The sequence below is a fragment of the Kribbella sp. NPDC050470 genome (genome assembly GCF_044458365.1).
Lineage (GTDB): Bacteria > Actinomycetota > Actinomycetes > Propionibacteriales > Kribbellaceae > Kribbella.
This window is the reverse complement of the sequence record NZ_JBITHV010000006.1, coordinates 117,327-138,884: the sequence shown is the minus strand read 5'-3', so window position 1 is coordinate 138,884 and position 21,558 is coordinate 117,327. Positions and strand designations below refer to the sequence as shown.

General features: G+C 69.6%; 21 protein-coding genes. 13 read left to right on the top strand and 8 right to left on the bottom strand.

Annotation, left to right across the window (positions count from 1 at the left end; all coding sequences use genetic code 11):
* Nucleotides 1-4: 4 nt before the first annotated feature.
* Nucleotides 5-1,912 (bottom strand): peptidoglycan recognition family protein, encoded by a 1,908-nt coding sequence (locus tag ACIBGM_RS18775; protein WP_360528547.1) that lies wholly within the window; start codon nucleotides 1,910-1,912, stop codon nucleotides 5-7.
* 161 nt (nucleotides 1,913-2,073) lie between these two features.
* On the opposite strand from ACIBGM_RS18775, the gene ACIBGM_RS18770 reads away from it, so the two are divergent.
* The 3 genes from ACIBGM_RS18770 to ACIBGM_RS18760 all read left to right on the top strand — a co-directional run bounded on the left by ACIBGM_RS18770 (nucleotide 2,074) and on the right by ACIBGM_RS18760 (nucleotide 6,290).
* The gene (locus ACIBGM_RS18770; protein WP_360528550.1) at nucleotides 2,074-2,685 is read left to right on the top strand and encodes a DUF4126 domain-containing protein; all 612 of its coding nucleotides are present in this window, start codon (nucleotides 2,074-2,076) and stop codon (nucleotides 2,683-2,685) included.
* Complete coding sequence (locus ACIBGM_RS18765) at nucleotides 2,685-3,992, top strand: phytoene desaturase family protein (RefSeq protein ID WP_396386293.1); 1,308 nt, start codon at nucleotides 2,685-2,687, stop codon at nucleotides 3,990-3,992. The genes ACIBGM_RS18770 and ACIBGM_RS18765 overlap by 1 nt, the downstream gene beginning before the upstream one ends.
* Before the next feature lie 93 nt (nucleotides 3,993-4,085).
* On the top strand, nucleotides 4,086-6,290 hold the full coding sequence (locus ACIBGM_RS18760; RefSeq protein ID WP_360528555.1) for a UvrD-helicase domain-containing protein: 2,205 nt from the start codon (nucleotides 4,086-4,088) through the stop codon (nucleotides 6,288-6,290).
* Here the strand turns inward: ACIBGM_RS18760 and ACIBGM_RS18755 are convergent.
* The gene (locus ACIBGM_RS18755) at nucleotides 6,287-6,817 is read right to left on the bottom strand and encodes a histidine phosphatase family protein (RefSeq protein ID WP_360528558.1); all 531 of its coding nucleotides are present in this window, start codon (nucleotides 6,815-6,817) and stop codon (nucleotides 6,287-6,289) included. The genes ACIBGM_RS18760 and ACIBGM_RS18755 overlap by 4 nt on opposite strands.
* Nucleotides 6,818-6,845: 28 nt before the next feature.
* Nucleotides 6,846-7,763: a methylenetetrahydrofolate reductase [NAD(P)H] gene (gene metF, locus ACIBGM_RS18750; protein ID WP_396386292.1), complete on the bottom strand. Its 918-nt coding sequence runs from the start codon at nucleotides 7,761-7,763 to the stop codon at nucleotides 6,846-6,848.
* A 57-nt stretch (nucleotides 7,764-7,820) separates the two neighbouring features.
* Here metF and ACIBGM_RS18745 point away from each other — a divergent pair, with 57 nt between their 5' ends.
* Nucleotides 7,821-8,891, top strand: a complete 1,071-nt coding sequence (locus ACIBGM_RS18745; RefSeq protein WP_396386291.1) for a polyprenyl synthetase family protein — start codon at nucleotides 7,821-7,823, stop codon at nucleotides 8,889-8,891.
* Here the strand turns inward: ACIBGM_RS18745 and ACIBGM_RS18740 are convergent.
* The gene (locus ACIBGM_RS18740) at nucleotides 8,888-9,307 is read right to left on the bottom strand and encodes a helix-turn-helix domain-containing protein (RefSeq protein WP_360528567.1); all 420 of its coding nucleotides are present in this window, start codon (nucleotides 9,305-9,307) and stop codon (nucleotides 8,888-8,890) included. The genes ACIBGM_RS18745 and ACIBGM_RS18740 overlap by 4 nt on opposite strands.
* Before the next feature lie 95 nt (nucleotides 9,308-9,402).
* On the opposite strand from ACIBGM_RS18740, the gene ACIBGM_RS18735 reads away from it, so the two are divergent.
* On the top strand, nucleotides 9,403-10,209 hold the full coding sequence (locus ACIBGM_RS18735; RefSeq protein WP_360528571.1) for an alpha/beta fold hydrolase: 807 nt from the start codon (nucleotides 9,403-9,405) through the stop codon (nucleotides 10,207-10,209).
* Nucleotides 10,194-10,562 carry a DUF4180 domain-containing protein gene (locus tag ACIBGM_RS18730; protein ID WP_396386290.1) on the top strand — a complete coding sequence of 123 codons (369 nt, stop codon included), beginning with the start codon at nucleotides 10,194-10,196 and terminating at the stop codon, nucleotides 10,560-10,562. The genes ACIBGM_RS18735 and ACIBGM_RS18730 overlap by 16 nt, the downstream gene beginning before the upstream one ends.
* On the opposite strand, the gene ACIBGM_RS18725 is transcribed toward ACIBGM_RS18730, so the two are convergent.
* Genes ACIBGM_RS18725 through thiE form a run of 3 tightly spaced genes read right to left on the bottom strand, consistent with a single transcriptional unit; the run spans nucleotide 10,540 to nucleotide 12,040 of the window.
* Nucleotides 10,540-10,974 carry a barstar family protein gene (locus tag ACIBGM_RS18725; protein ID WP_396386289.1) on the bottom strand — a complete coding sequence of 145 codons (435 nt, stop codon included), beginning with the start codon at nucleotides 10,972-10,974 and terminating at the stop codon, nucleotides 10,540-10,542. The genes ACIBGM_RS18730 and ACIBGM_RS18725 overlap by 23 nt on opposite strands.
* Nucleotides 10,971-11,396, bottom strand: a complete 426-nt coding sequence (locus ACIBGM_RS18720; protein ID WP_396386288.1) for a ribonuclease domain-containing protein — start codon at nucleotides 11,394-11,396, stop codon at nucleotides 10,971-10,973. Before ACIBGM_RS18720 ends, ACIBGM_RS18725 begins: the two co-directional genes overlap by 4 nt.
* On the bottom strand, nucleotides 11,393-12,040 hold the full coding sequence (gene thiE, locus ACIBGM_RS18715) for a thiamine phosphate synthase (protein ID WP_396386287.1): 648 nt from the start codon (nucleotides 12,038-12,040) through the stop codon (nucleotides 11,393-11,395). The genes ACIBGM_RS18720 and thiE overlap by 4 nt, the downstream gene beginning before the upstream one ends.
* A 161-nt stretch (nucleotides 12,041-12,201) precedes the next feature.
* On the opposite strand from thiE, the gene thiO reads away from it, so the two are divergent.
* The 5 genes from thiO to ACIBGM_RS18690 all read left to right on the top strand — a co-directional run bounded on the left by thiO (nucleotide 12,202) and on the right by ACIBGM_RS18690 (nucleotide 18,639).
* Nucleotides 12,202-13,335: a glycine oxidase ThiO gene (gene thiO / locus ACIBGM_RS18710; RefSeq protein WP_396386286.1), complete on the top strand. Its 1,134-nt coding sequence runs from the start codon at nucleotides 12,202-12,204 to the stop codon at nucleotides 13,333-13,335.
* 166 nt (nucleotides 13,336-13,501) lie between these two features.
* Nucleotides 13,502-14,458, top strand: a complete 957-nt coding sequence (locus ACIBGM_RS18705) for a LysM peptidoglycan-binding domain-containing protein (protein WP_396386285.1) — start codon at nucleotides 13,502-13,504, stop codon at nucleotides 14,456-14,458.
* Nucleotides 14,459-14,551: 93 nt separating this feature from the next.
* Entirely contained in the window at nucleotides 14,552-16,498 is a 1,947-nt protein-coding gene (gene pknB, locus ACIBGM_RS18700; protein ID WP_396386284.1) for a Stk1 family PASTA domain-containing Ser/Thr kinase, read from the top strand.
* Between the two features lie 42 nt (nucleotides 16,499-16,540).
* Complete coding sequence (locus ACIBGM_RS18695) at nucleotides 16,541-17,422, top strand: DMT family transporter (RefSeq protein WP_396386283.1); 882 nt, start codon at nucleotides 16,541-16,543, stop codon at nucleotides 17,420-17,422.
* Nucleotides 17,423-17,442: 20 nt separating this feature from the next.
* The gene (locus ACIBGM_RS18690; protein ID WP_396386282.1) at nucleotides 17,443-18,639 is read left to right on the top strand and encodes a glucoamylase; all 1,197 of its coding nucleotides are present in this window, start codon (nucleotides 17,443-17,445) and stop codon (nucleotides 18,637-18,639) included.
* Here ACIBGM_RS18690 and ACIBGM_RS18685 read toward each other — a convergent pair.
* On the bottom strand, nucleotides 18,636-19,706 hold the full coding sequence (locus ACIBGM_RS18685) for a glycoside hydrolase family 172 protein (RefSeq protein ID WP_360530088.1): 1,071 nt from the start codon (nucleotides 19,704-19,706) through the stop codon (nucleotides 18,636-18,638). The genes ACIBGM_RS18690 and ACIBGM_RS18685 overlap by 4 nt on opposite strands.
* 121 nt (nucleotides 19,707-19,827) lie before the next feature.
* Between ACIBGM_RS18685 and ACIBGM_RS18680 the strand changes: the two genes are divergently transcribed.
* Together ACIBGM_RS18680 and ACIBGM_RS18675 are read left to right on the top strand one after the other, a co-directional pair.
* Nucleotides 19,828-20,328 carry a SigE family RNA polymerase sigma factor gene (locus ACIBGM_RS18680; RefSeq protein WP_360530085.1) on the top strand — a complete coding sequence of 167 codons (501 nt, stop codon included), beginning with the start codon at nucleotides 19,828-19,830 and terminating at the stop codon, nucleotides 20,326-20,328.
* A complete protein-coding gene (locus tag ACIBGM_RS18675) occupies nucleotides 20,318-21,514 on the top strand; it encodes a hypothetical protein (RefSeq protein ID WP_396386281.1) in 1,197 nt (398 codons plus the stop codon). Before ACIBGM_RS18680 ends, ACIBGM_RS18675 begins: the two co-directional genes overlap by 11 nt.
* Nucleotides 21,515-21,558 lie beyond the last annotated feature (44 nt).

The following is a 21,558-nucleotide window of genomic DNA, read 5'->3' as shown; positions in this document are numbered from 1 at the left end:
CAGCTTAGACAGCCGGTCGCAGGTCCACGTCGGCAGCACGGACGTAGGCCATCCGGTGGCCGAACCAGATCTGGTAGTACCGGTCGTTGCCGATCACCTGGACGTGGTCGGTCGGCGGCTCACCCGCGAAGGTGACGGCGCGGTAGTAGTCGGTCTCGATGGACGGGTCGCCCACCGGGTAGGCCTGACCGGCTCCGATCGAGTACTGCAGCGGGGTGACCACCTGGTACGGGATGCCCGCCGGGTACGCCGACTGCTCGGGGTAGGCCCGCCCGTACACCGGAACGGAAGCCTTACCCGCCTTCGGCTTCACCACGAGACCCGGCTTGGCGAACGCATCCGGGGCCGACGGCGGGCTCTTGAACCAGCCGAGCGCACCGAGGTACCAGACCGCCACCCAGTCCCCCTGCCGCTGAGCCACGACGTACTGCGAGCCGGCGGCCGCCCGTGCCCCGATGTCGGACACCACAGTCGTGCTGTCCGAGCCGTCCGGGCGCAGACCGATGTCCTTGACCAGCGGAGCCGCGTCGTCGGGCGCCTGCCGCAGGTAGACGAAGTTGGTGCCCTGCGGCGTGCACGTGGTGCCCGCACCGGTGCAGTTGGTCAGCACCTGCACGTTGTCGTCGAACCCGGGCTTGATGGTGACGATCGAGCCCGCCTTCACCGGGAACACGGAGTTGCCCCAGATCGGAGCGCCGAGCAGGTCGAAGTAGTGCTCCCAGTCCCAGTACGGTCCCGGGTCCCAGTGCATGCCGCGGACCGTGCTCGGGATCGTCCCCGGGATCTGGTCGTGGCCGATGATGTGCGCCCGGTCGAGCGGGATGTTGTGCTTGGCGGCCAGGTAGCGCACCAGCTTGGCCGAGTTGCGGTAGAGCGACTCGGTGTACCAGGTCGCGCCCTGGGCCGCGAAGCCCTCGTGCTCGATGCCGATGCTGTGCATGTTCACGTACCAGTTGCCGGCGTGCCAGGCGACGTCGTCGGCCTTCACGTGCTGCCAGGTGTGGCCGTCGGACGAGCGCATCGTGTACTGCCAGCTCACGTACGTCGGGTCCTGCACCAGGTTGAGCGTGCCCTGCCAGCCGCCCTCGGTGTCGTGAACGATGATGTAGTCGATCTTGCCGGTCTTGGGCCGGTCCGCCAGGTCGTGGTTGCCGTAGTCGCCACCACCCAGGTCCTGGTACGGCGCCGGCAGCCACTCGCAGCCCAGCGAGTCCGGGCACTCCACACCGGCGGTCGAAGCCTGCACCCCGGCCGGCAGCGCCAGCTTGTTCACCTGCGTCTTGTCCGGTGTGACAGCCAGGGCAGGCATCACGACCTGCTGCCCGGTGTTCGTCGTACGGGCCGCGCCGCGCGCCATGATCGCGTAGACGTCGTCGGCGAAGGCCGATGCGGTCGCACGGTCCGAGGCCTCCGCGTACGAGGCCACCGCGCCGTACCACTGGGCTGCCGACGTGTCGGAGCCCACTGGCAGACCGAGGTTCCGCTGGTACGACGCAAGCAGTGCAGCGCCACCCTCGATGTTCGCGGCGGTCTCATTGCGCAAGGCAACCGGGTCGAGCCCGGTCAGCTCGGACGCCTTGTAGAGGGTCCGCAGTGACTCGGCCTTCGCGACCTTGCGCTTGCCGGAGAGGTCCACGACCGCAGTGGGGTCGACAGCGGTCAGGTGCATCGGCCCGTAGCCGCCGTCGGTGCTCGACGCACCCTGATGGTCGTCCCAGCGCGTCTCGGCGTACGACACAGCCAGCAGCACGGACTCCGGTACGCCGTACTTCGCAGCCGCCGCGCTGTAGGGAGAGGCAGCGGGATCTGGTGTCGACGCGGATGCGGGTGGACCGCCTGACGACACGCCGGTCACGGTGATGGCCAGCGCTACCGCAGCCAATGCGGCGAGAATCTTCGGACGACGACGCATGTTGTTCTCCTGAACCGACGGCGGGGATGCCGGTCACACAGACTGGCAGCCTGATCACTGTGAGTCGAGGCGACCCGGAAGTCAACGGTTAACCAAAACTCGCCACAAAAGGTTCAATACTGACAGCAGCAGTGGCGACAGAGGGTTACGGGAGCAGGACGATGGAAGCGTTGCCGTTGGCGTTCACGACCGGCTGGGCGAGTGGGATCAACGCCTACGCCTGCGTGCTGATCCTCGGTCTGCTCGGCCGCTTCGCCGGCGCCGAGGACGTGCCGGAGGCACTGACCACCAACGGCGTGCTGATCGCGGCCGGCGCGTTGTTCGCGTTCGAGTTCATCGCGGACAAGATCCCGTACATCGACTCGGCCTGGGACGCGATCTCGACAGTGATCCGGCCCACTGTCGGCGCGATCATCGCCGCGCTGCTGTCCGGTGAGGCGAGCACGCTGGAGCAGGCCGCGATCGCGACCGCCGGCGGCCTGGTCGCGCTGCTCTCGCACGCGGTCAAGTCGAGTCTGCGGCTCGCGATCAACACCTCCCCCGAGCCGGTCACCAACATCGCGGCGTCGTCCGGTGAGGACGTCGCGGTCGCCGGTGTGGTGACGCTCGCCGCCTTCCACCCGGAGGCCGCCCTAATCATCGCCGGCATCCTGCTGCTGCTCGGCCTGATCGGCGTGTACGTCGCCTTCCGGTTCATCAGACGGGGTTGGGCCAGGTTCAGGGCCTGGCGGGAGAAACGCGGTGCCCCGGTGACTGGGAGCAGTGCGCTCTGATGGCACGGGTGATAGTCATCGGGGCCGGCCTTGCCGGTCTCGCCAGTGCAGTCCGCCTGGCCAAGCTGGGTCACCAGGTCACCATCTGCGAGCGTGACGAGCGTCTCGGCGGAGTGCTGGGCCGGATCGAGGCAGACGGCTTCAGCTGGGACGCAGGCGCAGCCAGTACGACGCTCCCGGCCGCGCTGCGCGACCTGTTCCGCAAGAGTGGCCGTCCGATCGAGAGCCTGATCCAGCTCGAGCCTGTGACCGAGCCGCGACGGCACATGTTCGGGGACGGCTCGGTGCTCGACCTGCCGATCGCCGACCGCGGTGAGCAGTTCCAGGCCTGGACGGACCTGGCCGGCGAGAGGGCGGCCCAGCAGTGGACCGCACTGGTCGACGGCTACAGCGAGACCTGGCAGGTACTGCGCAAGACGTCGCTGGAGCCGCCGCTCAAGGACAAGCTGCCCCTGGGAGCGGTCAGAACACTCAAGCCGTGGCAGTCGCTGGAGCGGGTCGCACAGCGCCAACTGGACGACGAGAGAGCTCGGGCGGTCCTGCGGCACTTCGCAGCACAGGGTGGATCGGACGCGAAGCTCACTCCGGGATACGTCGGCGTCTGGTCGTACCTGGAGCGCACGTTCGGCCGCTGGACGATCGATGGCGGTTTCGGCACCCTCGCGGATGCGCTGGCGCAACGCGCGAGTGAACGGAAGGTAGACGTCCGGACCGGTGCCGAGGTTGTGGCAGTAACCACATCGGACGGCAGTGTGACGGGCGTACGGCTCGCTGACGGGACTGAGCTTGCTGGCGAGATCGTGGTGAGCGACATCGACCCGCGTGAGCTCTACGGGCAACTGGTGGACGACCCGGCGGCCAAGAAGGTGCGCAAGAAGGTGCAGTCGACCCACCAGGCGCAGGCCGCGTACGTCGTACACCTGGGTCTGCGGCAGCCGGTGCCGAGCCTGCCGTTCGAGACTGTGCTGCACGGTACGCCGACAGTCGTCGTACGGACGGGTGGACAGGCGCCGGCCGGGCATCGGGCGTGGTCAGTGCTGGTGCACGGCTACCCGACGGACGACGTACTGGACCTCCTGGTGGCCCGTGGCCTGCACATCCGGGGCAAGGTGGTGTCACGGCAGACATCGCCGTCCTGGTGGGCCGGCGTGGCGTGGGAGGGCTACCGCACGGCCCGTCGGCGGGCTGCCAACGTGTCGCCGGTCAAGGGCCTGTACTGCGTCGGCGCGGGAGCCCACCCGGGGTCCGGCGTACCGGCCACCACGCTGGGTGCGGCCATCGTGGCCGACGCGGTCGGGAAAGCCTGAGACCGGGTTGGGTTCCGGTCCAAGGGCGCACGTAGGATTGATTGTTCATGTGTGTCATGTCGGGATGGGTGCCCGGCAGTAGAGAGGACCTCGGTGGATCAATCCCCCACGTCGGCCGATCACGAGAACGTCGAGCGGGCTGAGCTGGCGGCTGAGCAGCTACACGTCGACCGGGTGTACGAGCGGGTCGCGGAGGCGGCCAGGTCGGCGTCCCGGATCGCGGTCGAAGGCCACCAGCGCGGGCAGGCGCAGAACGTCGGCCGGGTCCGCGAGGAGGAGCAGACCGGTCTGTACGAGCGGGACGTGCTGGTGTTCGCGGCGGCCCGCCGGATCGCCGAGCTGGACGCCGAGCACGAGGGGCTCGTCTTCGGCCGGCTCGACTCCGACCACGGCGACGACCAGCCCGCCGCCGGCGCCGCGACGGATCTCGAGAAGCTGTACGTCGGCCGGATCGGCGTCCGCGACGCGGAGTACGAGCCGCTGGTGATCGACTGGCGCGCCCCGGCCGCCGAGCCGTTCTACCGGGCCACGTCGACCGACCGGCTCAAGGTCGTCCGCCGCCGCGTGCTGCGGAACAAGGGCCCGCGGATCATCGGTCTCGAGGACGACCTGCTGGCGCCGGAGCGGGCGCCCGAGGACCTGCCGGTGATGGGTGAGGGCGCGCTGATGGCGTCGCTGTCGCGGGCCCGCGGTCACACGATGCGGGACATCGTCGCCACCATCCAGGCCGAGCAGGACAAGGCGATCCGGGCTCCTGCCCGTGGTGTCACCGTGATCGGTGGTGGACCGGGCACCGGCAAGACCGTGGTCGCTCTGCACCGCGCGGCGTACCTGCTCTACAGCGACCGCAGGCGGTTCGAGCGTGGCGGCGTACTGGTCGTGGGGCCGTCTGCTGCGTTCATGGCGTACATCGAGCGCGTGCTGCCGAGTCTTGGTGAGAACACCGTGTCGCTGCGCGCTGTCGGCGAGCTGGTGGACGGCGTCAAGGCCACTGCGGTCGACGAGGCCGATGCGGCCGCCATCAAGGGCTCGCTGCGAATGCGCGGCGTGCTGTCGCGCGCTGCTCGCGACCGCGTGCCCACTGCGCCCACGACGATGCGTGTCTTCGTCGGCGGGGCAACGATCGAGCTGGACGCCAACCAACTGGACAACGTGCGGCGGAACGCGCTGCGCCGGACGCCTCGCAACAGGGCCGCTGCCGAAGCCCGCAAGGGCCTGGTCGCTGCGCTGTGGCAGCGGTTCCCCGACGACCTGCGCAACGGCGTGTACGGCGACCGGGAGGCGTTCGGCGACCAGGTCACCGAGACGCCGGCGTTCCGGACGTTCTTCGGCCAGTGGTGGCCGGTGCTGACGCCGGAGTCGGTCCTGCGCTGGCTCGGTGACCCGAGACGGTTGCAGCGCTGGGCTCGCAACGACCTGTCCCCTGTCGAGGTCGACACACTCGCTGCCGCCATTCGCGGCACGGACGAGTTCACCATCGCCGACGTGGCGCTGCTGGACGAGCTGGGCACGCTGCTGGGACGCGCACCGGTCGCCGAGGTCAAGGACGAGGAGTTCGACTGGCTCGAGGGCCTGTCGGACGGCGTCAACGAGGTGCTGACCACGTCGGAACGCCGGGCACGGGCTGTTGCTGCCCGCGAGGCGGAGGAGCCGGAGGAGTATGCGCACGTCCTGGTCGACGAAGCGCAGGACCTCTCCCCCATGCAGTGGCGGATGGTGACCCGCCGCGGCCCGCAGGCGAGCTGGACGATCGTCGGCGACCCGGCGCAGAGCTCGTGGCCGGACCCGGACGAGGCCCGTGCGGCGATGGACTCGATGCTGTCGCACCTGCAGCGGCATTCGTTCCGGCTGTCCACCAACTACCGGAACTCGGCCGAGATCTACGCATTCGCCGGTGAGGTGATCCGGCAGAGCCTGCCCGATGCGGACCTGCCCGACGCAGTACGTCGTACCGGAGTGGAGCCCGAGCACCGGATCGTTGACCACGGCAAGCTTGCCGAGGCCGCCGGCGACGCGGCGGTCGAGCTGCTCCAGCTGGTCGAGGGCACGGTCGGCGTGATCGTGCCGCCGAAGCTGCGACCGGCCGTCGACCCCGTGCTCGCCGAGCTGGGCGACCCACGCGTCGTTGCCGTAAGCCCCTTGGAGTCAAAGGGCCTCGAGTACGACGCAGTGGTCGTCGTCGAACCGGACCGCATCGTCAGCGACACCCTGGGCGGCGTACGCGCGCTGTACGTCGTGCTGACCAGAGCGACTCAACGCCTGGTGACGATCAACAGCACGACGAACTGGTTGCCTTAGCCGCGCGGTACGACGTACGAGACCAGGTCGGCGTCGTTCTCGGAGAGGTCTGACCAGTGGCAGGTCAGGTGCAGGACGGCCAGGCCGCTGGTCGGGTACTTCTGGGTGAGCTGGACGCGCTCGGGGCTGGTGCCGTCGAGGGCGAGCTCGTCGGCCAGCCACGGTACGCCGGGAGCGTGGCCGACCAGGATCACCGTGCGCGCCTCGGTCGGGGCCTCGCGGATGACGTCGAGCAGCTCGTCGGAGTCGGCGTCATAGATCCGCCGGTCGTACCAGATGTCGGCTGCGGTCGCGCCGGCCTCGGCGGCGTACTGCCAGGTCTCCCGGGTGCGCTGCGAGGGCGAGCACAGCACCAGGTCCGCTTCGATGCCTTGGGCAACGAGGTAGCGGCCGGCCGCGCGGGCGTCGGCCCGGCCGCGGTCGGCCAGCGGGCGCTCCGGGTCCGGCATCGATTCGTGCGGGACCGCCTTCGAGTGCCGGAGCAGCACGAGCGTGCGGTCGATCAGCAGGTCCGACGGGTCAGCCATCCGCACAGGATACGGCGGGAGGCCGGGTTCAGGACACGACCGACGAGCGGAGGTTCAGGAACACCTGCCGGGTCGCCGTGGACCGGTTCAGCGTGATGAAGTGAATCCCCGGCGCACCGCCCCCGAGCAGCTGCTCGCACAGCTCGGTGGCGATCTCGATACCGATCTCGCGGACCGCGGACGGCTCGTCCTCGACCGCGAGCAACCGGTCGGTGACGGCCTTCGGCAACGCCATGCCGGTCAGCTCCGCCATCCGCTGGATCTGCTTGATGTTGGTGACCGGCATGATGCCCGGCAGCACCGGGATGTCGCAGCCCAGCGCGGACGCCCGCTCGACCAGCCGGAAGTAGTCGTCCGCGCCGAAGAACATCTGGGTGATCGCGTAGTCCGCGCCCGCGGCGGCCTTGGCCGCCAGCACCTGCGCGTCCGCCTCCAGCGACTGGGCCTCCGGATGTTTGTCCGGGAAGGCAGCCACCCCGACGCAGAAGTCGCCCAGCGACCGGATCAGCTCGACCAGCTCGATCGCATGGTTCATGCCCTCCGGGTGCGCGACCCAGGGCTGGTTCGGACCGCCCGGCGGGTCGCCGCGCAGGGCGAGCATGTTCCGGACGCCCGCGCCGGCGTAGGCGCCGATCACCGAGCGCAACTCGTCGCGGGAGTGGGCGACACAGGTGAGGTGGCCGAGCGGAGTCAGCGACGTGTCCTGCGCGACTCGCTCGGTGACCCGGATGGTGCCGTCCCGGGTGGTCCCGCCCGCGCCGTACGTGATCGAGACGAAGGTCGGCCGGAGCTGCTCGATCTCGCGGATCGACCGCCACAGCACCTCTTCGGCCTCGGGCGTCTTCGGTGGGAAGAACTCGAAGGAGAACGAACGGTGTCCGGTCGCGAGCAGGTCACGGATCGTCGGCGTACCGCCGGGCAGCGTCGAAGGGAGACCGTTCGCCATGCCGACAGGTTACCCGCGGTGTCCACCACGCCGCTGCCACCGACTACGCTCCGAGACGTGTATGGCGATGTGGACATCCCGGCCGAGGTACAGCGCGCGCTGACCGGTTTCCTCGACCTGCAGCAGCAGCGGCTGGTGGCGATCGGGCCGGAGCTGACCGAGCAGGTGCAGGCCGCGCGGGGCGCGACCAGCGGCGGCAAGCGGCTGCGGCCGGCCTTCTGCTACTGGGGTTTCCGGGCCGCAGGCGGCGATCTGACGCAGCCGATCCTGACCGCGGCGGCCAGCCTGGAGATGCTGCACGTCAGCGCCCTGGTGCACGACGACGTGATGGACTCCTCCGACGTACGGCGAGGCGCGCCGGCGGCCCACCGTCGCTTCGAGGCCCTGCAGCGGGCCCGGTCCGAGGCGTCCGGGCTCGGAGGCGACCCGGAGCGCTTCGGCGTCGGGGCAGCCATCCTGCTCGGCGACCTGTGCCTGATCTGGGCCGACGAGATGCTGCACACGTCCGGCTTCGACGCGGCCGCACTGGCCCGGGCGTCGAAGTTCTTCGATGCCGTGCGGGTCGAGGTGACCGCCGGGCAGTACCTGGACCTGGTCGCGCAGGCGAGTGGCGTGTCCGACATGGACCAGGCGCTGCGGGTGCTGCGGTACAAGTCCGCGACGTACACGGTCGAGCGGCCGTTGCACATCGGCGCGGCGCTGGCCGGCGGCGACCGGCGGTTGATCGAGGCCCTGTCGGCGTACGGGCTGCCCGTGGGCGAGGCGTTCCAGCTGCGCGACGACCTGCTCGGGGTGTTCGGCGATCCGGCGCTGACCGGCAAGCCGGCCGGTGACGACCTCCGTGAGGGCAAGCGGACCGTGCTTGTGGCCTACGCGGTCGACCACGCGTCGGAGGTGCAGCTGGCCGAGTTCGACCGGCTTTTCGGGCGGCCGGACCTGCACGACGACGAGATCCAGCTGCTGCGCGAGATCCTGCAGGACTCGCGCGCGGTGCAGGCCTGCGAGGACCTGATCACCGAGCGGACCGAGGACGCCCTGGACGCGCTCGACCGCGCTCCGCTGGCCGACGACACCGCCCGCAAGGCACTCGCCGACCTGGCGATCGCCGCCACCTCCCGCGTCCTCTAAGGCGTCGTCATCAGGTTGATCAGGCGGAGCAGCTCGGCGGTGGGGGCCAGGTCGCCGAGGATGATCACCTTGAGTACGGCGCGATCCTCGTCGTACACAGTCTCGACCCGGAGCCTGCCGATCCCGCTCTGATTGAGCGAACCCATCACGTGGGTGGTGATCCGGTCCGCCTCCGCGCGGTCGATCGCGTCGATGTGCACGATGCTCGACGCCTCGACGTGCCGGGACTGCTCGTCGGCCTCGAGCGCGGCGGCGCTGGTGCCGGTGAACGCCTCGAGGTCCTCGCGGGCTATCCGGTACTGCTTCCCGATCCGGACGGCCTTCAGCCGGCCGTCGCGCACGTAGTTCCGGATCGTCCGGACGTGCAGGCCGAGCCGGCTCGCGACCTGCTCGACCGAGTACAGCTCTTGTGGCATCCGCGTCCCTGTCGTCGTGGGACTCCAGGCTACGGCAGTTTCCTTAGAATTCCCTATAATTCGTCAGATGGGGATGTTTGAGGTACTTTGATTGCATGATCTGGAAGTCGGCAGTCGGCCGGAGCGCTCTGCATGAGCGCTACCGCGAGCTGCTGGCGACCTGGCCGGTGCCGAGCGAGCAACAGGTCGTGCCGACCAGGCAGGGCGAGACGTTCGTGGTGAGCTGCGGGCCGGTCGACGCCCCGCCGCTGGTCCTGCTGCACGGCTCGGCCAGTACGACGCTGGAGTGGATCGGCGATGTGGTCGCATGGTCCGAGCACTTCCGCCTCCACGCCGTCGACCTGATCGGTGAGCCGGGCCTGAGCGCGGACGCGCGTCCCCCGCTGGACGCTCACGTCGACTGGCTGGACGACGTACTCGAAGGTCTGGGTATGTCGGAGCCGGTGTCGATGGTCGCGTCCTCCCTGGGTGGCTGGTTCGCGCTCGACTACGCGATCCGGCGGCAGGTGGCGAAGCTGGCGCTGCTGACCCCTAGCGGGATCGGGCGGCAGAAGTCGCTGATCTACCTGCCTGCGCTGTTCCTGCTGCCCTGGGGACGGTGGGGAATCGTGCAGACGATGCGACTCGTCGCGGGCCCGTTGCCGTCAGGAGAACCAACGGAGTACGGCGACTTCGCCCTGCTGATCCATGAGCACTTCCGGCCGCGCCGGGTGTCGCTGCCGATCTTCACCGACGAGCAACTGGAGAAGCTCGACCTCCTCGTCATCGTCGGAGGGAGGGACCGGATGCTCGACTCCCACGAGACCGAACGGCGGTTGCCGGAGGCGACCGTCTTGTTGCCGGAGGCCGGACACGTGCTGCCGGCCCAGACCGAGAGGGTGCTGACGTGGTTGAGGAGCTAGGCGGCGTGCGGGTGTTCGTGGCGGACACCGGCGTGGTGGACGAGGGCGACGCCGTACAGCTGATCGCGACCGCGCACTACGAGCACCAGGCGGAGTGGGTTGCGCTGCCGGCGGCGGAGCTGGGCGACGAGTTCTTCGAGCTGCGGACCGGACGGGCCGGGGCGATCGTGCAGAAGTTCGTGAACTACCGGATGGGCCTGGTCGTGGTCGGGGACATCTCGGACAAGCTCGCCGCGAGCAAGCCGCTGCGCGACTGGGTGCGGGAGAGCAACCGCGGCCGGTCCCTGTGGTTCGTCGGCGAGCTGTCCGAGCTCGCGGAGCGCTTGCTGCCTACAGGACCGGCTGGGCGCTGAGCAGGTCCGGGGGCTCGGCGTCCGGGTGCTCCTGGACGAGCACCCGGAGCTGACCGGAGGCCGTGACGTCCTCGCTGAAGATCTGCAGCGCGACGTCGACGGTGTCGCGGTCGTGCTCGAGCAGGTGGTGCAGGCCGGCCCACAGGACGAGCTCGGGCTCGCCGGTGGAGCGGTCACCGAGCGAGTCGGCGAGCGCGTCCCAGTTGCGCCCGAACCAGCGCGGCAGATCGAACGCGGTCGCGCAGAGGTCCAGGAAGCCGGTCTTGTCGTGGATCTCGCTGGTGTCCAGCAGGACGAAGTCCCAGCCGGCTTCGGCCGCGTCACGCCGTACCTGGTCCGGGCGGGCGTCCGAGGGCCAGCGGTAGACCCCGGGCCGCAGGCCCTTGGTCAGCAGCGTGCGCAGCTCAGTCATCCGTCGGTCCCCCCGTCCGCCGCGACCCGGCGGAACGACTTGTAGTGATCGTCGGTGTAATAACGCTCGCCACCCTTCCCGGTCACGATCCGGCGGGCGCCGCGGTCGTTCTCCCCCGGCGTCTTCACGGTGTACTCCCGGTAGTACCCACGGTCCTGCTGGGGCAGCAGCTTCTCGAAGTTCCCGAACACCACGCCGTCGCGGCTGTACGGGAACGGCCCGCCCTGGTCGATCAGCCTCAGCGTGTCCCGCGCCTCGTCCGGCAGGTCCGCCATCGCGACGACGGTCAGACCGCTGTCGGTATCGGTACTGCTCGCCTTCTCTTGCGCGCTGCACCCGAACAGCGCGGCCGCCAGCGTGATCACCAGCATCGCGATCACCACGATCGCGACGATCCGGGCGGCCTTCGGGTTGTTGATCACCCGGCGCTCCGCAACCGCCTGCTGAACTCCGCTGCGGCCGCCGCCGGGTCGCCCGCGTCGGTGATCGCCCGGACGACGACCACACGGGTGGCGCCCGCCTCGATGACCTCGTCCAGCCGGTCGAGGTCGATCCCGCCGATCGCGAACCACGGCTTGGACTGCTGCCTGCTGGCCGCGTAGGAGACCAGCTCGAGCCCAGCGGCCTGGCGGCCCGGCTTGGTCGGGGTCTCCCAGGTCGGGCCGACGCAGAAGTACTCCGACCCCTGCTCGGTCACGGCGGCGTTCACCTGGCTGAAGGTGTGGGTGGAGCGTCCGACGATCGGCTCCGGACCGATGACTGCCCGCGCTGCGTGCACAGGCAGGTCCCGCTGGCCAAGGTGCAGTACGTCGGCCCCGGCCGCGAACGCGATGTCCGCACGGTCGTTGACGGCGAGCAGCTTGCCGTGCCGCTTGCAGGCGTCCGCGAAGACCTCGAGCGCGGCCAGCTCGTCCGCCGCCTCCATCTCCTTCTGGCGCAGCTGCACGATGTCCACACCGCCGCTCAGCGCGGCGTCCAGGAACTGTTCGAGGTCGCCCTGCTTCTCCCGCGCATCCGTGCACAGGTAGAGCCGGGCGTCTTGGAGTCTGTCGGTGCGCTCAGTCACACCGCCAAGCCTGCCATGCCCCCACCGTCGTAGGGTGTTGGCATGCCTGTACTGATTGCCGCGCTGCCGCGCGGCGGGTCATGGGGCTGTAACTCCCGGTCTTCCCTCGTCGCTCCAGTCGCTTCGCTCCCTCCGCTCCTCAGTCCAGACCGGGAGGCCCCATGACCGGGCTCACATCCGACGTGGTGGTGGTCGGCGCCGGGCTGATCGGTTTGGCCACGGCCTGGCGGCTGGCTGCAGACGGTATCCAGGTGACGGTATGTGACCCGACACCCGGCACCCAGACCTCCAACGTCGCCGCCGGCATGCTCGCCCCGGTCACCGAGGTCGAGTACGGCGAGGACGACCTGCTGGCCCTCAATCTGGCCAGCGTGGCCGCCTGGCCGACGTTCGCCGCCGAGCTGGAAGCCGCCACCGGCCTGTCCGCCGGCCTGCACCAGACCGGAACGCTGTCGGTCGCGTACGACGTCGACGACGCAGCAGCCCTCCGGAGGCTGGCCGACTACCAGCGCCGGCTCGGCCTCGAGGTCGAGGAGCTGTCCGGCCGCGACGCCCGCAAACGCGAGCCCATGCTGGCCACCGGCGTCTCCGGCGGCGTGTGGGTCCCCGGCGACCACTCAGTCGACAACAGGCAGGCAGTGACCGCACTCCTCCGCGCAGTGGAGGTTGCCGGCGTCACCCTGATCCGTGAGCGCGTGTCCCACGTCATCACGTCCGGTACGACGGCAGTCGGCGTACAACTGGACAACGGGGGCACCGTGCACGCCGGGCACGTCATTGCTGCGGCAGGACCGTGGTCCGGGCAGCTGGACGGCGTACCTCAGGAGCTGCGGCCACCAGTGCGCCCGGTGAAAGGTGAGGTACTGCGGCTGCGGGTGCCGGAAGCGTATCGACCGGCGCTGAGTCACGTCGTACGGGCCACAGCCAGAGGCTTCTCGGTCTATCTCGTCCCGCGGCCCGGCGGTGAGCTCGTGGTGGGTGCGACCTCCTCCGAGCTCGGCTACGACACCCGGGTGCTCGCAGGCGGAGTGTTCGCGTTGCTGCGGGACGCGCGGACCGTCCTGCCGATCACGGACGAACTGGAGTTGGTGGAGACGATCGCCGGGCTGCGGCCGGCCACTCCGGACAACGCGCCCGTGCTCGGGCCGTCCGGACTGGATGGGTTGCTGTGGGCAACGGGCCACTACCGCAACGGCGTGCTGCTGACGCCGATCACCGCGCAGATCATCGCGGACACGGTCCGCAGCGGCGTGGTCCCGGAGCTCGGGAAGCCGTTCCTCGGCAGCAGGTTCTGACCCGTTCGGTTGCTCCGAGCAAGGACAGCTTGTGAACTACACGCATGTAGTTCAGCCTTGAATTGTAAACATTGGGTTACAGGCGTAACAAGCACCCCAATCGCCCCTGTTGTCACATCCGTATCAGCACTTACGGTCAAGTGACGTTCACACGGGGAGATCGAACATGCGTAACGTCGTACGTGTACTGACGGGCATCGCCGTACCGTTCCTGACCGCGGCCGTGATCACCGCCGGCTCGCCGGGCTTCGGCTCGTACAAGGTGAAGGACGGCGACACGCTCAGCCACATCGCCGGCCGCTACGGCACCACAGTCCAGAACTTGGTTGCCTTGAACAACCTGCCCGGCAACGGCAACGCGATCTACGCCGGCGAGGTGCTCAAGGTGCCCGGCAAGCAAGGCGCCACGGCGGCGCACCCGTCCAAGCGGTCCCAGCTCGGCCGGGTGACGTACGTCGTCAAGCCCGGCGACACCGTCTCCAGGATCGCCAAACGCTTCAAGTGCTCCCAGGCGAACCTGCTGGCCGCCAACGGACTGCGCGCCGGCGACCACATCTACGCCGGCAAACGGCTGCAGATCCCGGTCAAGATCCGCCCGAAGGCCAAGGCTCCGGTCAAGAAGAAGAACAACACCTTCGCCGGGCGCACCTACCCCGACCACATCGTCGCCCGCGCCGATCGCAACCGGGCGATCCTGAAGAGCCGCAAGCTGCCGACCCGGGCCCAGATGCGGACGCTCATCGTCAGCACCGCCACGCGGCACGGTGTCGACCCGGAGCTGGCGCTCGCAATCAGCTGGCAGGAGTCGGGCTGGAAGCAGCGGGTGGTCTCCCCCGCGAACGCCATCGGCGCGATGCAGGTGATCCCCTCGACCGGGCAGTTCGCCTCCTCGATCGTCGGGCGGAAGCTGGACCTGCTCCGGCCGCAGGACAACGTCACCGCCGGGGTGGTGCTGCTGGACCGGCTGACCAGCGCGGCGCGGCTGGACATCGCCGTCGCGGCGTACTACCAGGGCCTGGGCGGGGTGACCCGGAACGGCATGTACCCGGACACGAAGGCCTACGTGAAGAACGTCCTCCGGATCAAGGCACAGCTGGAGCGGAGCTGGGACCCGTTACGGTGAGGTAGCAGCTACTGCGGTGCGCCTGGCGCGGTGACGCTGAGCCGTTATCTACACTCTCAGAGCAGAACGGCTTGGAGAGGCGGCTCACCGCAAGTGACGGACGACGTGGACACGCAGGTCAGCGACCGCCTCGTCGGGCGAGTGCTCGACGGACGGTACCGCGTCGGCGCGCGCGTCGCCAAGGGCGGCATGGCCACTGTCTACCAGGCCCTCGACATGCGGCTGGACCGGGTGGTCGCGCTCAAGGTGATGCACGACGGGCTCGGCGACGACGCCCAGTTCACCCGCCGGTTCGTGGCCGAGGCCCGCGCCGCCGCCCGGCTCTCGCACCCGAACGTGGTCGCCGTCTTCGACCAGGGTGACGACGACGGCACCCTGTTCCTGGCGATGGAGTACGTCCCCGGCCGGACGCTGCGGGACGTGATCCGCGAGCAGGCGCCACTCACCCCCTCTCGAGCGCTTGACCTGCTCGCGCCGATCCTGTCCGCGCTCTCGGCAGCGCACGACGCCGGCATCGTCCATCGCGACATCAAGCCGGAGAACGTGCTGATCTCCGACAACGGCGTGGTGAAGGTCGCGGACTTCGGCCTGGCCCGTGCGGTCTCTGCGACCGGCAACACCGCGACGCAGGGCCTGCTGATGGGCACGGTGTCCTACCTGGCGCCTGAGCTCGTCACTGACGGTAGTGCGGACGCCCGCTCCGACGTGTACTCGTCCGGCATCCTGCTGTACGAGATGCTCACCGGCAACAAGCCGCACTCCGGTGACACCCCGATCCAGGTCGCCTACGCGCATGTGCACGCCGACGTGCCTGCGCCGTCGGCGGAGCAGCCGAGCATCCCGCCGTACGTCGATGCGCTCGTGCAGCGCGCGACCGCGCGGGACCGGGACCTGCGGCCGGCCGACGCCCGGGTGCTGAGTCGCCAGGTGCGCCGGGTGCGCAGTGCCCTCGACGAGGGCCTGCCGGACGACCCGGAGCTCACCGGCGACCTCACTGTGCCGATCCAGCAGATCCGCCAGGACAGCGGGTACGACGACGGCTACACGCGGGGCGCCCCCGAGGAGAACGGCCAGCTGCTGCGGCACGACACGATCGTCGTACCGGTGGAGAACGGGCGGCCCACGGGTGCAGCGAGGGTCCATGCACCGCCGCAGCGGAAGGGCCGCGGGCTGATCGCGCTGATCGCCATCCTGGCCGCCGCCATCGGCGTCGGTACGGCGGCCTGGTACTACGGCATCCACCGCTACACCGCCACACCGAACCTGGTGAACATGGTGCCGGCAGACGCCGCCACCAAAGCGGAGAAGGCCGGACTGCGGACGACCCTCGCGAACCAGGACTTCTCCGAGGACGTGCCGACGGGCGAGGTCATGGCGACCGACCCCGCCCCCGGCGACCGGATCCGCAAGAACGGTGAGATCGGTCTCACCGTCTCCAAGGGCCCGGAGCGCTACCGGGTCCCCCAGCTCGCCGGGCTGGACCTGGAGGCGGCGAAGCGGGCGCTGGACCCGATCAAGCTGATCACCGGGCAGATCAACGAGCAGTACAACGAGTCCGTGCCGGCCGGACGGGTGATCGCGTTCAGCCCGAAGTTCGACACGGTCGTGAAGCCCGGGACCGCGGTCAACCTCGCGATCAGCAAGGGCAAGCGGCCGATCACGGTCCCGGACACCACCGGGAAGTCGTACCGCGACGCCAGCAAGGAACTGCGCAGACTCGGCTTCGTGATCGGCCGGACGGACCAGTACGACGAGAAGGTCGCCGAGGGCAAGGTGATCAGCCAGAGCCCGAACACCGGCACGCTGTTCGCCAAGGACAAGGTCCAGCTGGTGGTGTCGAAGGGCCCGCCGCTGGTCGAGGTCCCGAACGTCAAGGGCAAACGGCTCGCCGACGCGCAGCGGATCCTGACCGAGGCAGGTTTCACCGTGAAGACGGAGAAGGCGCCGTACGGCCTCGGCCTGAACATCGTCGCGGCCCAGAACCCGGGCGCCAAGAAGAAGGTCAAGCCGGGCAGCGAGGTCGTCATCACGGTTCTGTAGCCGTTTTGCCCCGGTCGCCGGGCGTCTGATGAGATGTCCGGCGTGAATCACCCGCGTCTCGCCGTACTGGCCCTGCTCGCGGTCGCGGCGGCGTGGGGATCGACGTTCTTCCTGACCAAGGACCTGCTCACCAGGATGGACGTCGCCGACTACCTGGCGTTGCGGTTCCTGATCGCCTCGGTCGCGCTGATCCTTGTGCACCCGCCCGCGATCGCCCGGCTCAGCCGCCTCGACCGCGGCCGGGCCGTTGCCCTCGGCATCACCTACGGCATCGCCCAGCTGGTCCAGACCGAGGGCCTGCGGCACACCTCGGCGAGCGTCTCCGGCTTCGTCACCGGCATGTACGTCGTCTTCACGCCACTGCTGGCCGCGGTCATCCTGCGGCACAAGATCGGCCGCTGGGCCTGGGTCGCCGTGATCCTCGCCACTGTGGGCCTTGGCGTCCTGTCGCTGCGCGGGCTCAGCCTGGGCATCGGCGAGCTGCTCACGCTGGCCTCGGCCGGCCTGTACGCGCTGCACATCATTGGCCTCGGCGCCTGGTCCACCTCCTCGAACGCCTTCGGGCTGTCCGCGCTGCAGATGGTCGTGATCACCTGCGTCTGCGCGATCGGCGCCGTTCCGGGCGGCTTCGCCGTACCGGGTACGGGCGCTGACTGGGTCAGCGTCTTCTACATGGCGCTCGTCGCGGGTGCGCTCGCACTCATCGTCCAGACCTGGGCCCAGGCACACCTCACTCCCACCCGCGCGGCGATCGCGATGACAATGGAACCAGTGTTCGCGTCGGCGTTCGCCGTCCTGTTCGGGGCGGAGAGCGTGACCTGGCGGATGCTGGTGGGTGGCGCTCTGATGCTGTCTGCCATGTACTTGGTGGAACTCGCACCGCGGCGCAAGTTCGAGGCCGAAGTGCAGCACCTGGCCCAGTAGATCCAGCAGCAGGGAGAACCATGCGGGACGACAGCGCGCGGCGGGTCCGGTGGTTTCCGGCCGTCGTCATCGCCGTCCTGCTGGCGCTCCTGGCCGCCGGGACGACGGTCAACCTGGTGCGCAACCCCCAGCCGCAGCTGGTCGCTGAGGGGGTGCCGGGCTCGTCCGCGCTGACCGCCGACGACGGCCAGTACGACGACATGATGCAGCACGCGGTCGCCGACCTCGATGCCCTCACACTGCCGAACGGCGCGACCCTTGCCGGGTGGGACGGGCCGTGGCGTTTCGTCTGGCCGCGGGACGCCTCCTTCGTGGCTGCCGCGTACTGCGCGATCGGCCGTACGGCGGACGCCGTACGCGTGCTGGACTTCCTCGACGGGGTCAGGCCGTCGACGGGTCGGTGGGAGGCCCGCTACTCCTCGGGTGGGGAGGCCGTCCGGGACGGGCGCGAAGCTCAGCTCGACGGGTCGGGATGGGTGCTGTGGGCAACGTGGTTCTGCAAGGCCGGCGGCAGCTACTGGGAGTTGGTCCGGGAGTCGGCGGACCAGATCGTCGCTGAGCTCGGACCGAACGGCTTGCCCGGACCGTCGCCGGACTACTGGGAACGCCCGGAGGCCGAGGTGACGCTCGGCACTGTGGCGCCGCTGCTCGCCGGGCTTCGATCCGCGGTCGGGATCGCCACGGACTTAGGGCATCCGGACGACGCGGCACGGTGGCGGGCGGCGGCGGAGAAGTTGTCCGCGGCAACGGATCGGCACTTCGGGCCGGACTATCCGCGGACGCCCGCGCGGGCGGTGGCCTTCCTGGAGCCGGGACTCGAGGCGATCGGGCTAGGCGGCGGGGCGGATGCGATCGTCACGGTCCTCGGGCCGCCGTTCGCGCCCCGCCGTACCGAGGTCGACCGGGCGATCGAGCGGGCACGCGCCGGACTGACGCAGCCGAACGGCGGGGTGACGCCGGGCGAGGACTGGCGGACCGACGGGGTCGCCTGGACACCGCAGACCGCGTTGTTCGCGTTGAGCGCCGCAGCGCGCTGGGATCGCGCGACGGCCGGTGAGCTGCTGACCTGGCTGAACGAGTACCGGACCAGCACCGGCGCGCTGCCGGAGAAGGTGAACCGCGACCGGCAGCCGGCCGGCGAGGCTCCCCTCGGCTGGACCTCAGCCCTGGTCGTCCTCGCCGGCGCTGCACTCGAGCGGCCGCTGCCAATCCCCTAGCAGATCTCCATCGCGTCGTGCACCGGCGCTTCCGGGCGCGCCGTACTGGTCTTGACCGAGTAGAAGAAGGCAGTCGAGGCAATGTCGTCCTGGAGCGGGAGGTAGCGGCCGCCGGAGCGCCAGCCGAGCGCCTGGACGTCAACGCGCAGCTTCTCCTTGAAGCGGATGGGGTCTGGCAGGTGGAAGCGGTACATGCCGAACCGCTGCTGGCTCGCGTACTGCCCGTCCGGCCGGATCACCTGCGGCATGCCGAGGTACGGCGTACTGAACTCGGTGTAACCGCCGAGGTGCGGCACGTCGAAGTTCCACGCGCCACCGAAGTAGTCCTCGGTCCCGGTACCGCAGATGGTCGGGAACTCGTCGTCGCCGTCGACGTAGAACTTCACCTCACCCTCACCCCACCAGCCGCTGCTGTTGACGCCCCACGCGACGTACGTGCCGACGTAGTGTCCCGGGCCCTCCACGCCGTCCAGCAGGGTGTGCACGGTCTTGGTGGGCAGCGGGTTGCTCCGCCGCCACTGCGCGTGCAGGTACGCCGTGTTGTCCGGTACTGCGCCCAGCCAGTAGTCGACCTGGAAGTACACGACCACTGCTTCGTCGTGGGTGTTCTCCAGGGTCAGCCTGGCTTCGGACTGGAACGGCATCTCCCAGTAGCTGTTGAAGCCGCCGTTGGGGTTCACCGCGACCGGGAGCGAGTTGACCTGGGCGAACTTGCCCCAACCGGAGCAGAAGAAGTCGCCGACCGGTGTCTCGATCGCCGGCGCCTCGTCGCCGTCCCAGTGCGCGCGCAGCACCAGCCGCCGCCAGTGGTCGACGTGCGTGGTGAGCCAGATGTGCGTGATGCAGCCCTGGCCGGCGATGTCCGCCAGCGTCGCGGTCTCCCCCGGGCCGATCTCGATCGACGGCGACACCTTCCAGCCCTGGCCGAGGTCCCGGGCCGCGTTGGCGCCGGTCCCCTCGGTCCGCCGGCCGCCCTGGCCGGGCTCACCGGTGGGGTTCTCCGCACTGATGGAGCGCGTCTCGACGTCCACGATCGCGCTGATTCCGGACAAGTTCCCAAGAGTCATACCCGCGACCTTAGGTCGTCGCCGGGCCTGTGAGAAATCGATTGCCCAGCAACTGGACTCAGCAGATCGGGTCCTCGTGTCGTCTGTACTGGTGTAGACCGCCGGCACCCTGGGAGGGGACGTGACCTTCGACGAGTGGACCCGCTCGGGGCTGCCTGGGTTGCTCCGGTTCGCCACCGCGCTGTGCGGGTCGGGGCATCTGGCCGAGGACCTGGTCCAGGACGTCGCGATCAAGGCGCACCGGAACTGGTCCCGGGTCGACGCCGCCGGTCGCCCGGACGCCTACCTGCGGCGGATGGTGGTCAACGAGTACCTGTCCTGGCGGCGCAAGTGGTCCCGGTACGTGCCGCGGGCCGAGATCTTCCCGGCCGAGGAGACACCCGACCACGCCGACCGGGCGGCCGACCGCGATCAGTTGATCGCCGAACTGGCCAAGCTGCCCCGGCGGCAACGCGCCGTACTGGTGCTCCGGTACTACGGCGGCCTGAGCGACGCCGAGATCGCCGAGACCCTCGGCTGCTCGGCCGGAACCGTTCGCGCGCACGCCTCGCGCGCCCTCGCGACCCTCCGGATCGAATTCACCACCCCGACTCTGACCTCGGAAGTGAACCATGCGTACTGAGGAAGACCTCCGCGCCGCCTTCAACCACCTCGCGAGCTCGGCCCCGGCGCCGGACGAGACGCTGACCAGGCTCGGTCGGGTACGACGTCGCCGTACACCTCTCGTTGTTGCCACCGCGTTGGCGACTGCCACAGCTGCTGTCGCCGGGCCGATCGTGGTGAGCCAGTTGAACGATCGGGCCGTGACGGCAGAGCCTCGGAACTCGGCGTGGACGCCGTGGGTCGACCTGCCGGTGCCGAAGGGGATGAGGGTGAATCCTCGCGTGCACACGGCGAATCGGCAGGACTACGAGCTGATCGGGTTCACCGGCCGCCCCTGGATCACCACCTGCCTGCTGACCGTGCATCGCAACGGCGACTTCGATCCGGCGACGATCCCGGCCGGCAGTCCTCGCATCGACCTCAACGGGCGGTCGGGGCGGGTCGTGCGCTCGACACAGCGCCGCCCGTTCATTGCGGCGCCTCGCGGGTACCTCGGGGCCATCCAGGGCGACCCGCTGCAGACGGTGGTCTGGCAACCGGGCGACGGCCTGTGGGCGCTGCTGACCTGCAGCTCGCAGCAGGAGCTCGGCACGCTCAAGGTGCCGCAGCTCGACGCTCCGTACGAGGCGAACGTGCCGCTCGCGGTGACCATCGCGAAGTCGATCTCACCAGGGACGCGAACTCTCGGATCGCCGGTGAAGGTGGGGTACTTGCCGGAGGGGCTGCGGCCTGGCCGCGTCACTTATCGGAGTCCGGACGCCGGGATCGAAGGGTCCGGGCAGAACTTCACCGTCGATGTGAGTGACGGGAATCCGGCGACCGGCTTCCGGCTCCGGGACCTGAAGGGCTACGCCAAGACCGACCGCCCGTACGACCCACAGCCCGGGGACGACCTGCGGATCCGGGTCACCACCGACAAGTTCTGGAACCAGATGTCGCGATTCCCCGAGCCCAAGCCCGACTTGACCATCAACGGCATGAAGGCCTGGTACATCGCCGAGCTGACCTTCGGGGAGCCGGTCGACCGGCCGAAGCCGGCCAAGTCCGCGATCCGCATGGAAGGCAACGGCGTGGCCGTCGTGATCCAGGACCTCACCAGCACGCCCGACGTCGGCAGGCTCCGGAGAGTCGCCGAACCGCTGCAGCTCGCCGGTGACCCACGCGACCCGACCACCTGGTTCGACGCGGCGACTGCCATCCCCTGATCTGGTCGACTCCCGCCTATATGCCAGTTGGGTTATATTGACGG

Coding starts and splice junctions, on each gene's coding strand:
- ACIBGM_RS18775 (WP_360528547.1), bottom strand. CDS start 1,912: ATGCGTCGTCGTCCGAAGATTCTCGCCGCATTGGCTGCGGTAGCGCTG.
- ACIBGM_RS18770 (WP_360528550.1), top strand. CDS start 2,074: ATGGAAGCGTTGCCGTTGGCGTTCACGACCGGCTGGGCGAGTGGGATC.
- ACIBGM_RS18765 (WP_396386293.1), top strand. CDS start 2,685: ATGGCACGGGTGATAGTCATCGGGGCCGGCCTTGCCGGTCTCGCCAGT.
- ACIBGM_RS18755 (WP_360528558.1), bottom strand. CDS start 6,817: ATGGCTGACCCGTCGGACCTGCTGATCGACCGCACGCTCGTGCTGCTC.
- metF (WP_396386292.1), bottom strand. CDS start 7,763: ATGGCGAACGGTCTCCCTTCGACGCTGCCCGGCGGTACGCCGACGATC.
- ACIBGM_RS18740 (WP_360528567.1), bottom strand. CDS start 9,307: ATGCCACAAGAGCTGTACTCGGTCGAGCAGGTCGCGAGCCGGCTCGGC.
- ACIBGM_RS18735 (WP_360528571.1), top strand. CDS start 9,403: ATGATCTGGAAGTCGGCAGTCGGCCGGAGCGCTCTGCATGAGCGCTAC.
- ACIBGM_RS18725 (WP_396386289.1), bottom strand. CDS start 10,974: ATGACTGAGCTGCGCACGCTGCTGACCAAGGGCCTGCGGCCCGGGGTC.
- thiO (WP_396386286.1), top strand. CDS start 12,202: ATGACCGGGCTCACATCCGACGTGGTGGTGGTCGGCGCCGGGCTGATC.
- ACIBGM_RS18705 (WP_396386285.1), top strand. CDS start 13,502: ATGCGTAACGTCGTACGTGTACTGACGGGCATCGCCGTACCGTTCCTG.
- ACIBGM_RS18690 (WP_396386282.1), top strand. CDS start 17,443: ATGCGGGACGACAGCGCGCGGCGGGTCCGGTGGTTTCCGGCCGTCGTC.
- ACIBGM_RS18685 (WP_360530088.1), bottom strand. CDS start 19,706: ATGACTCTTGGGAACTTGTCCGGAATCAGCGCGATCGTGGACGTCGAG.
- ACIBGM_RS18675 (WP_396386281.1), top strand. CDS start 20,318: ATGCGTACTGAGGAAGACCTCCGCGCCGCCTTCAACCACCTCGCGAGC.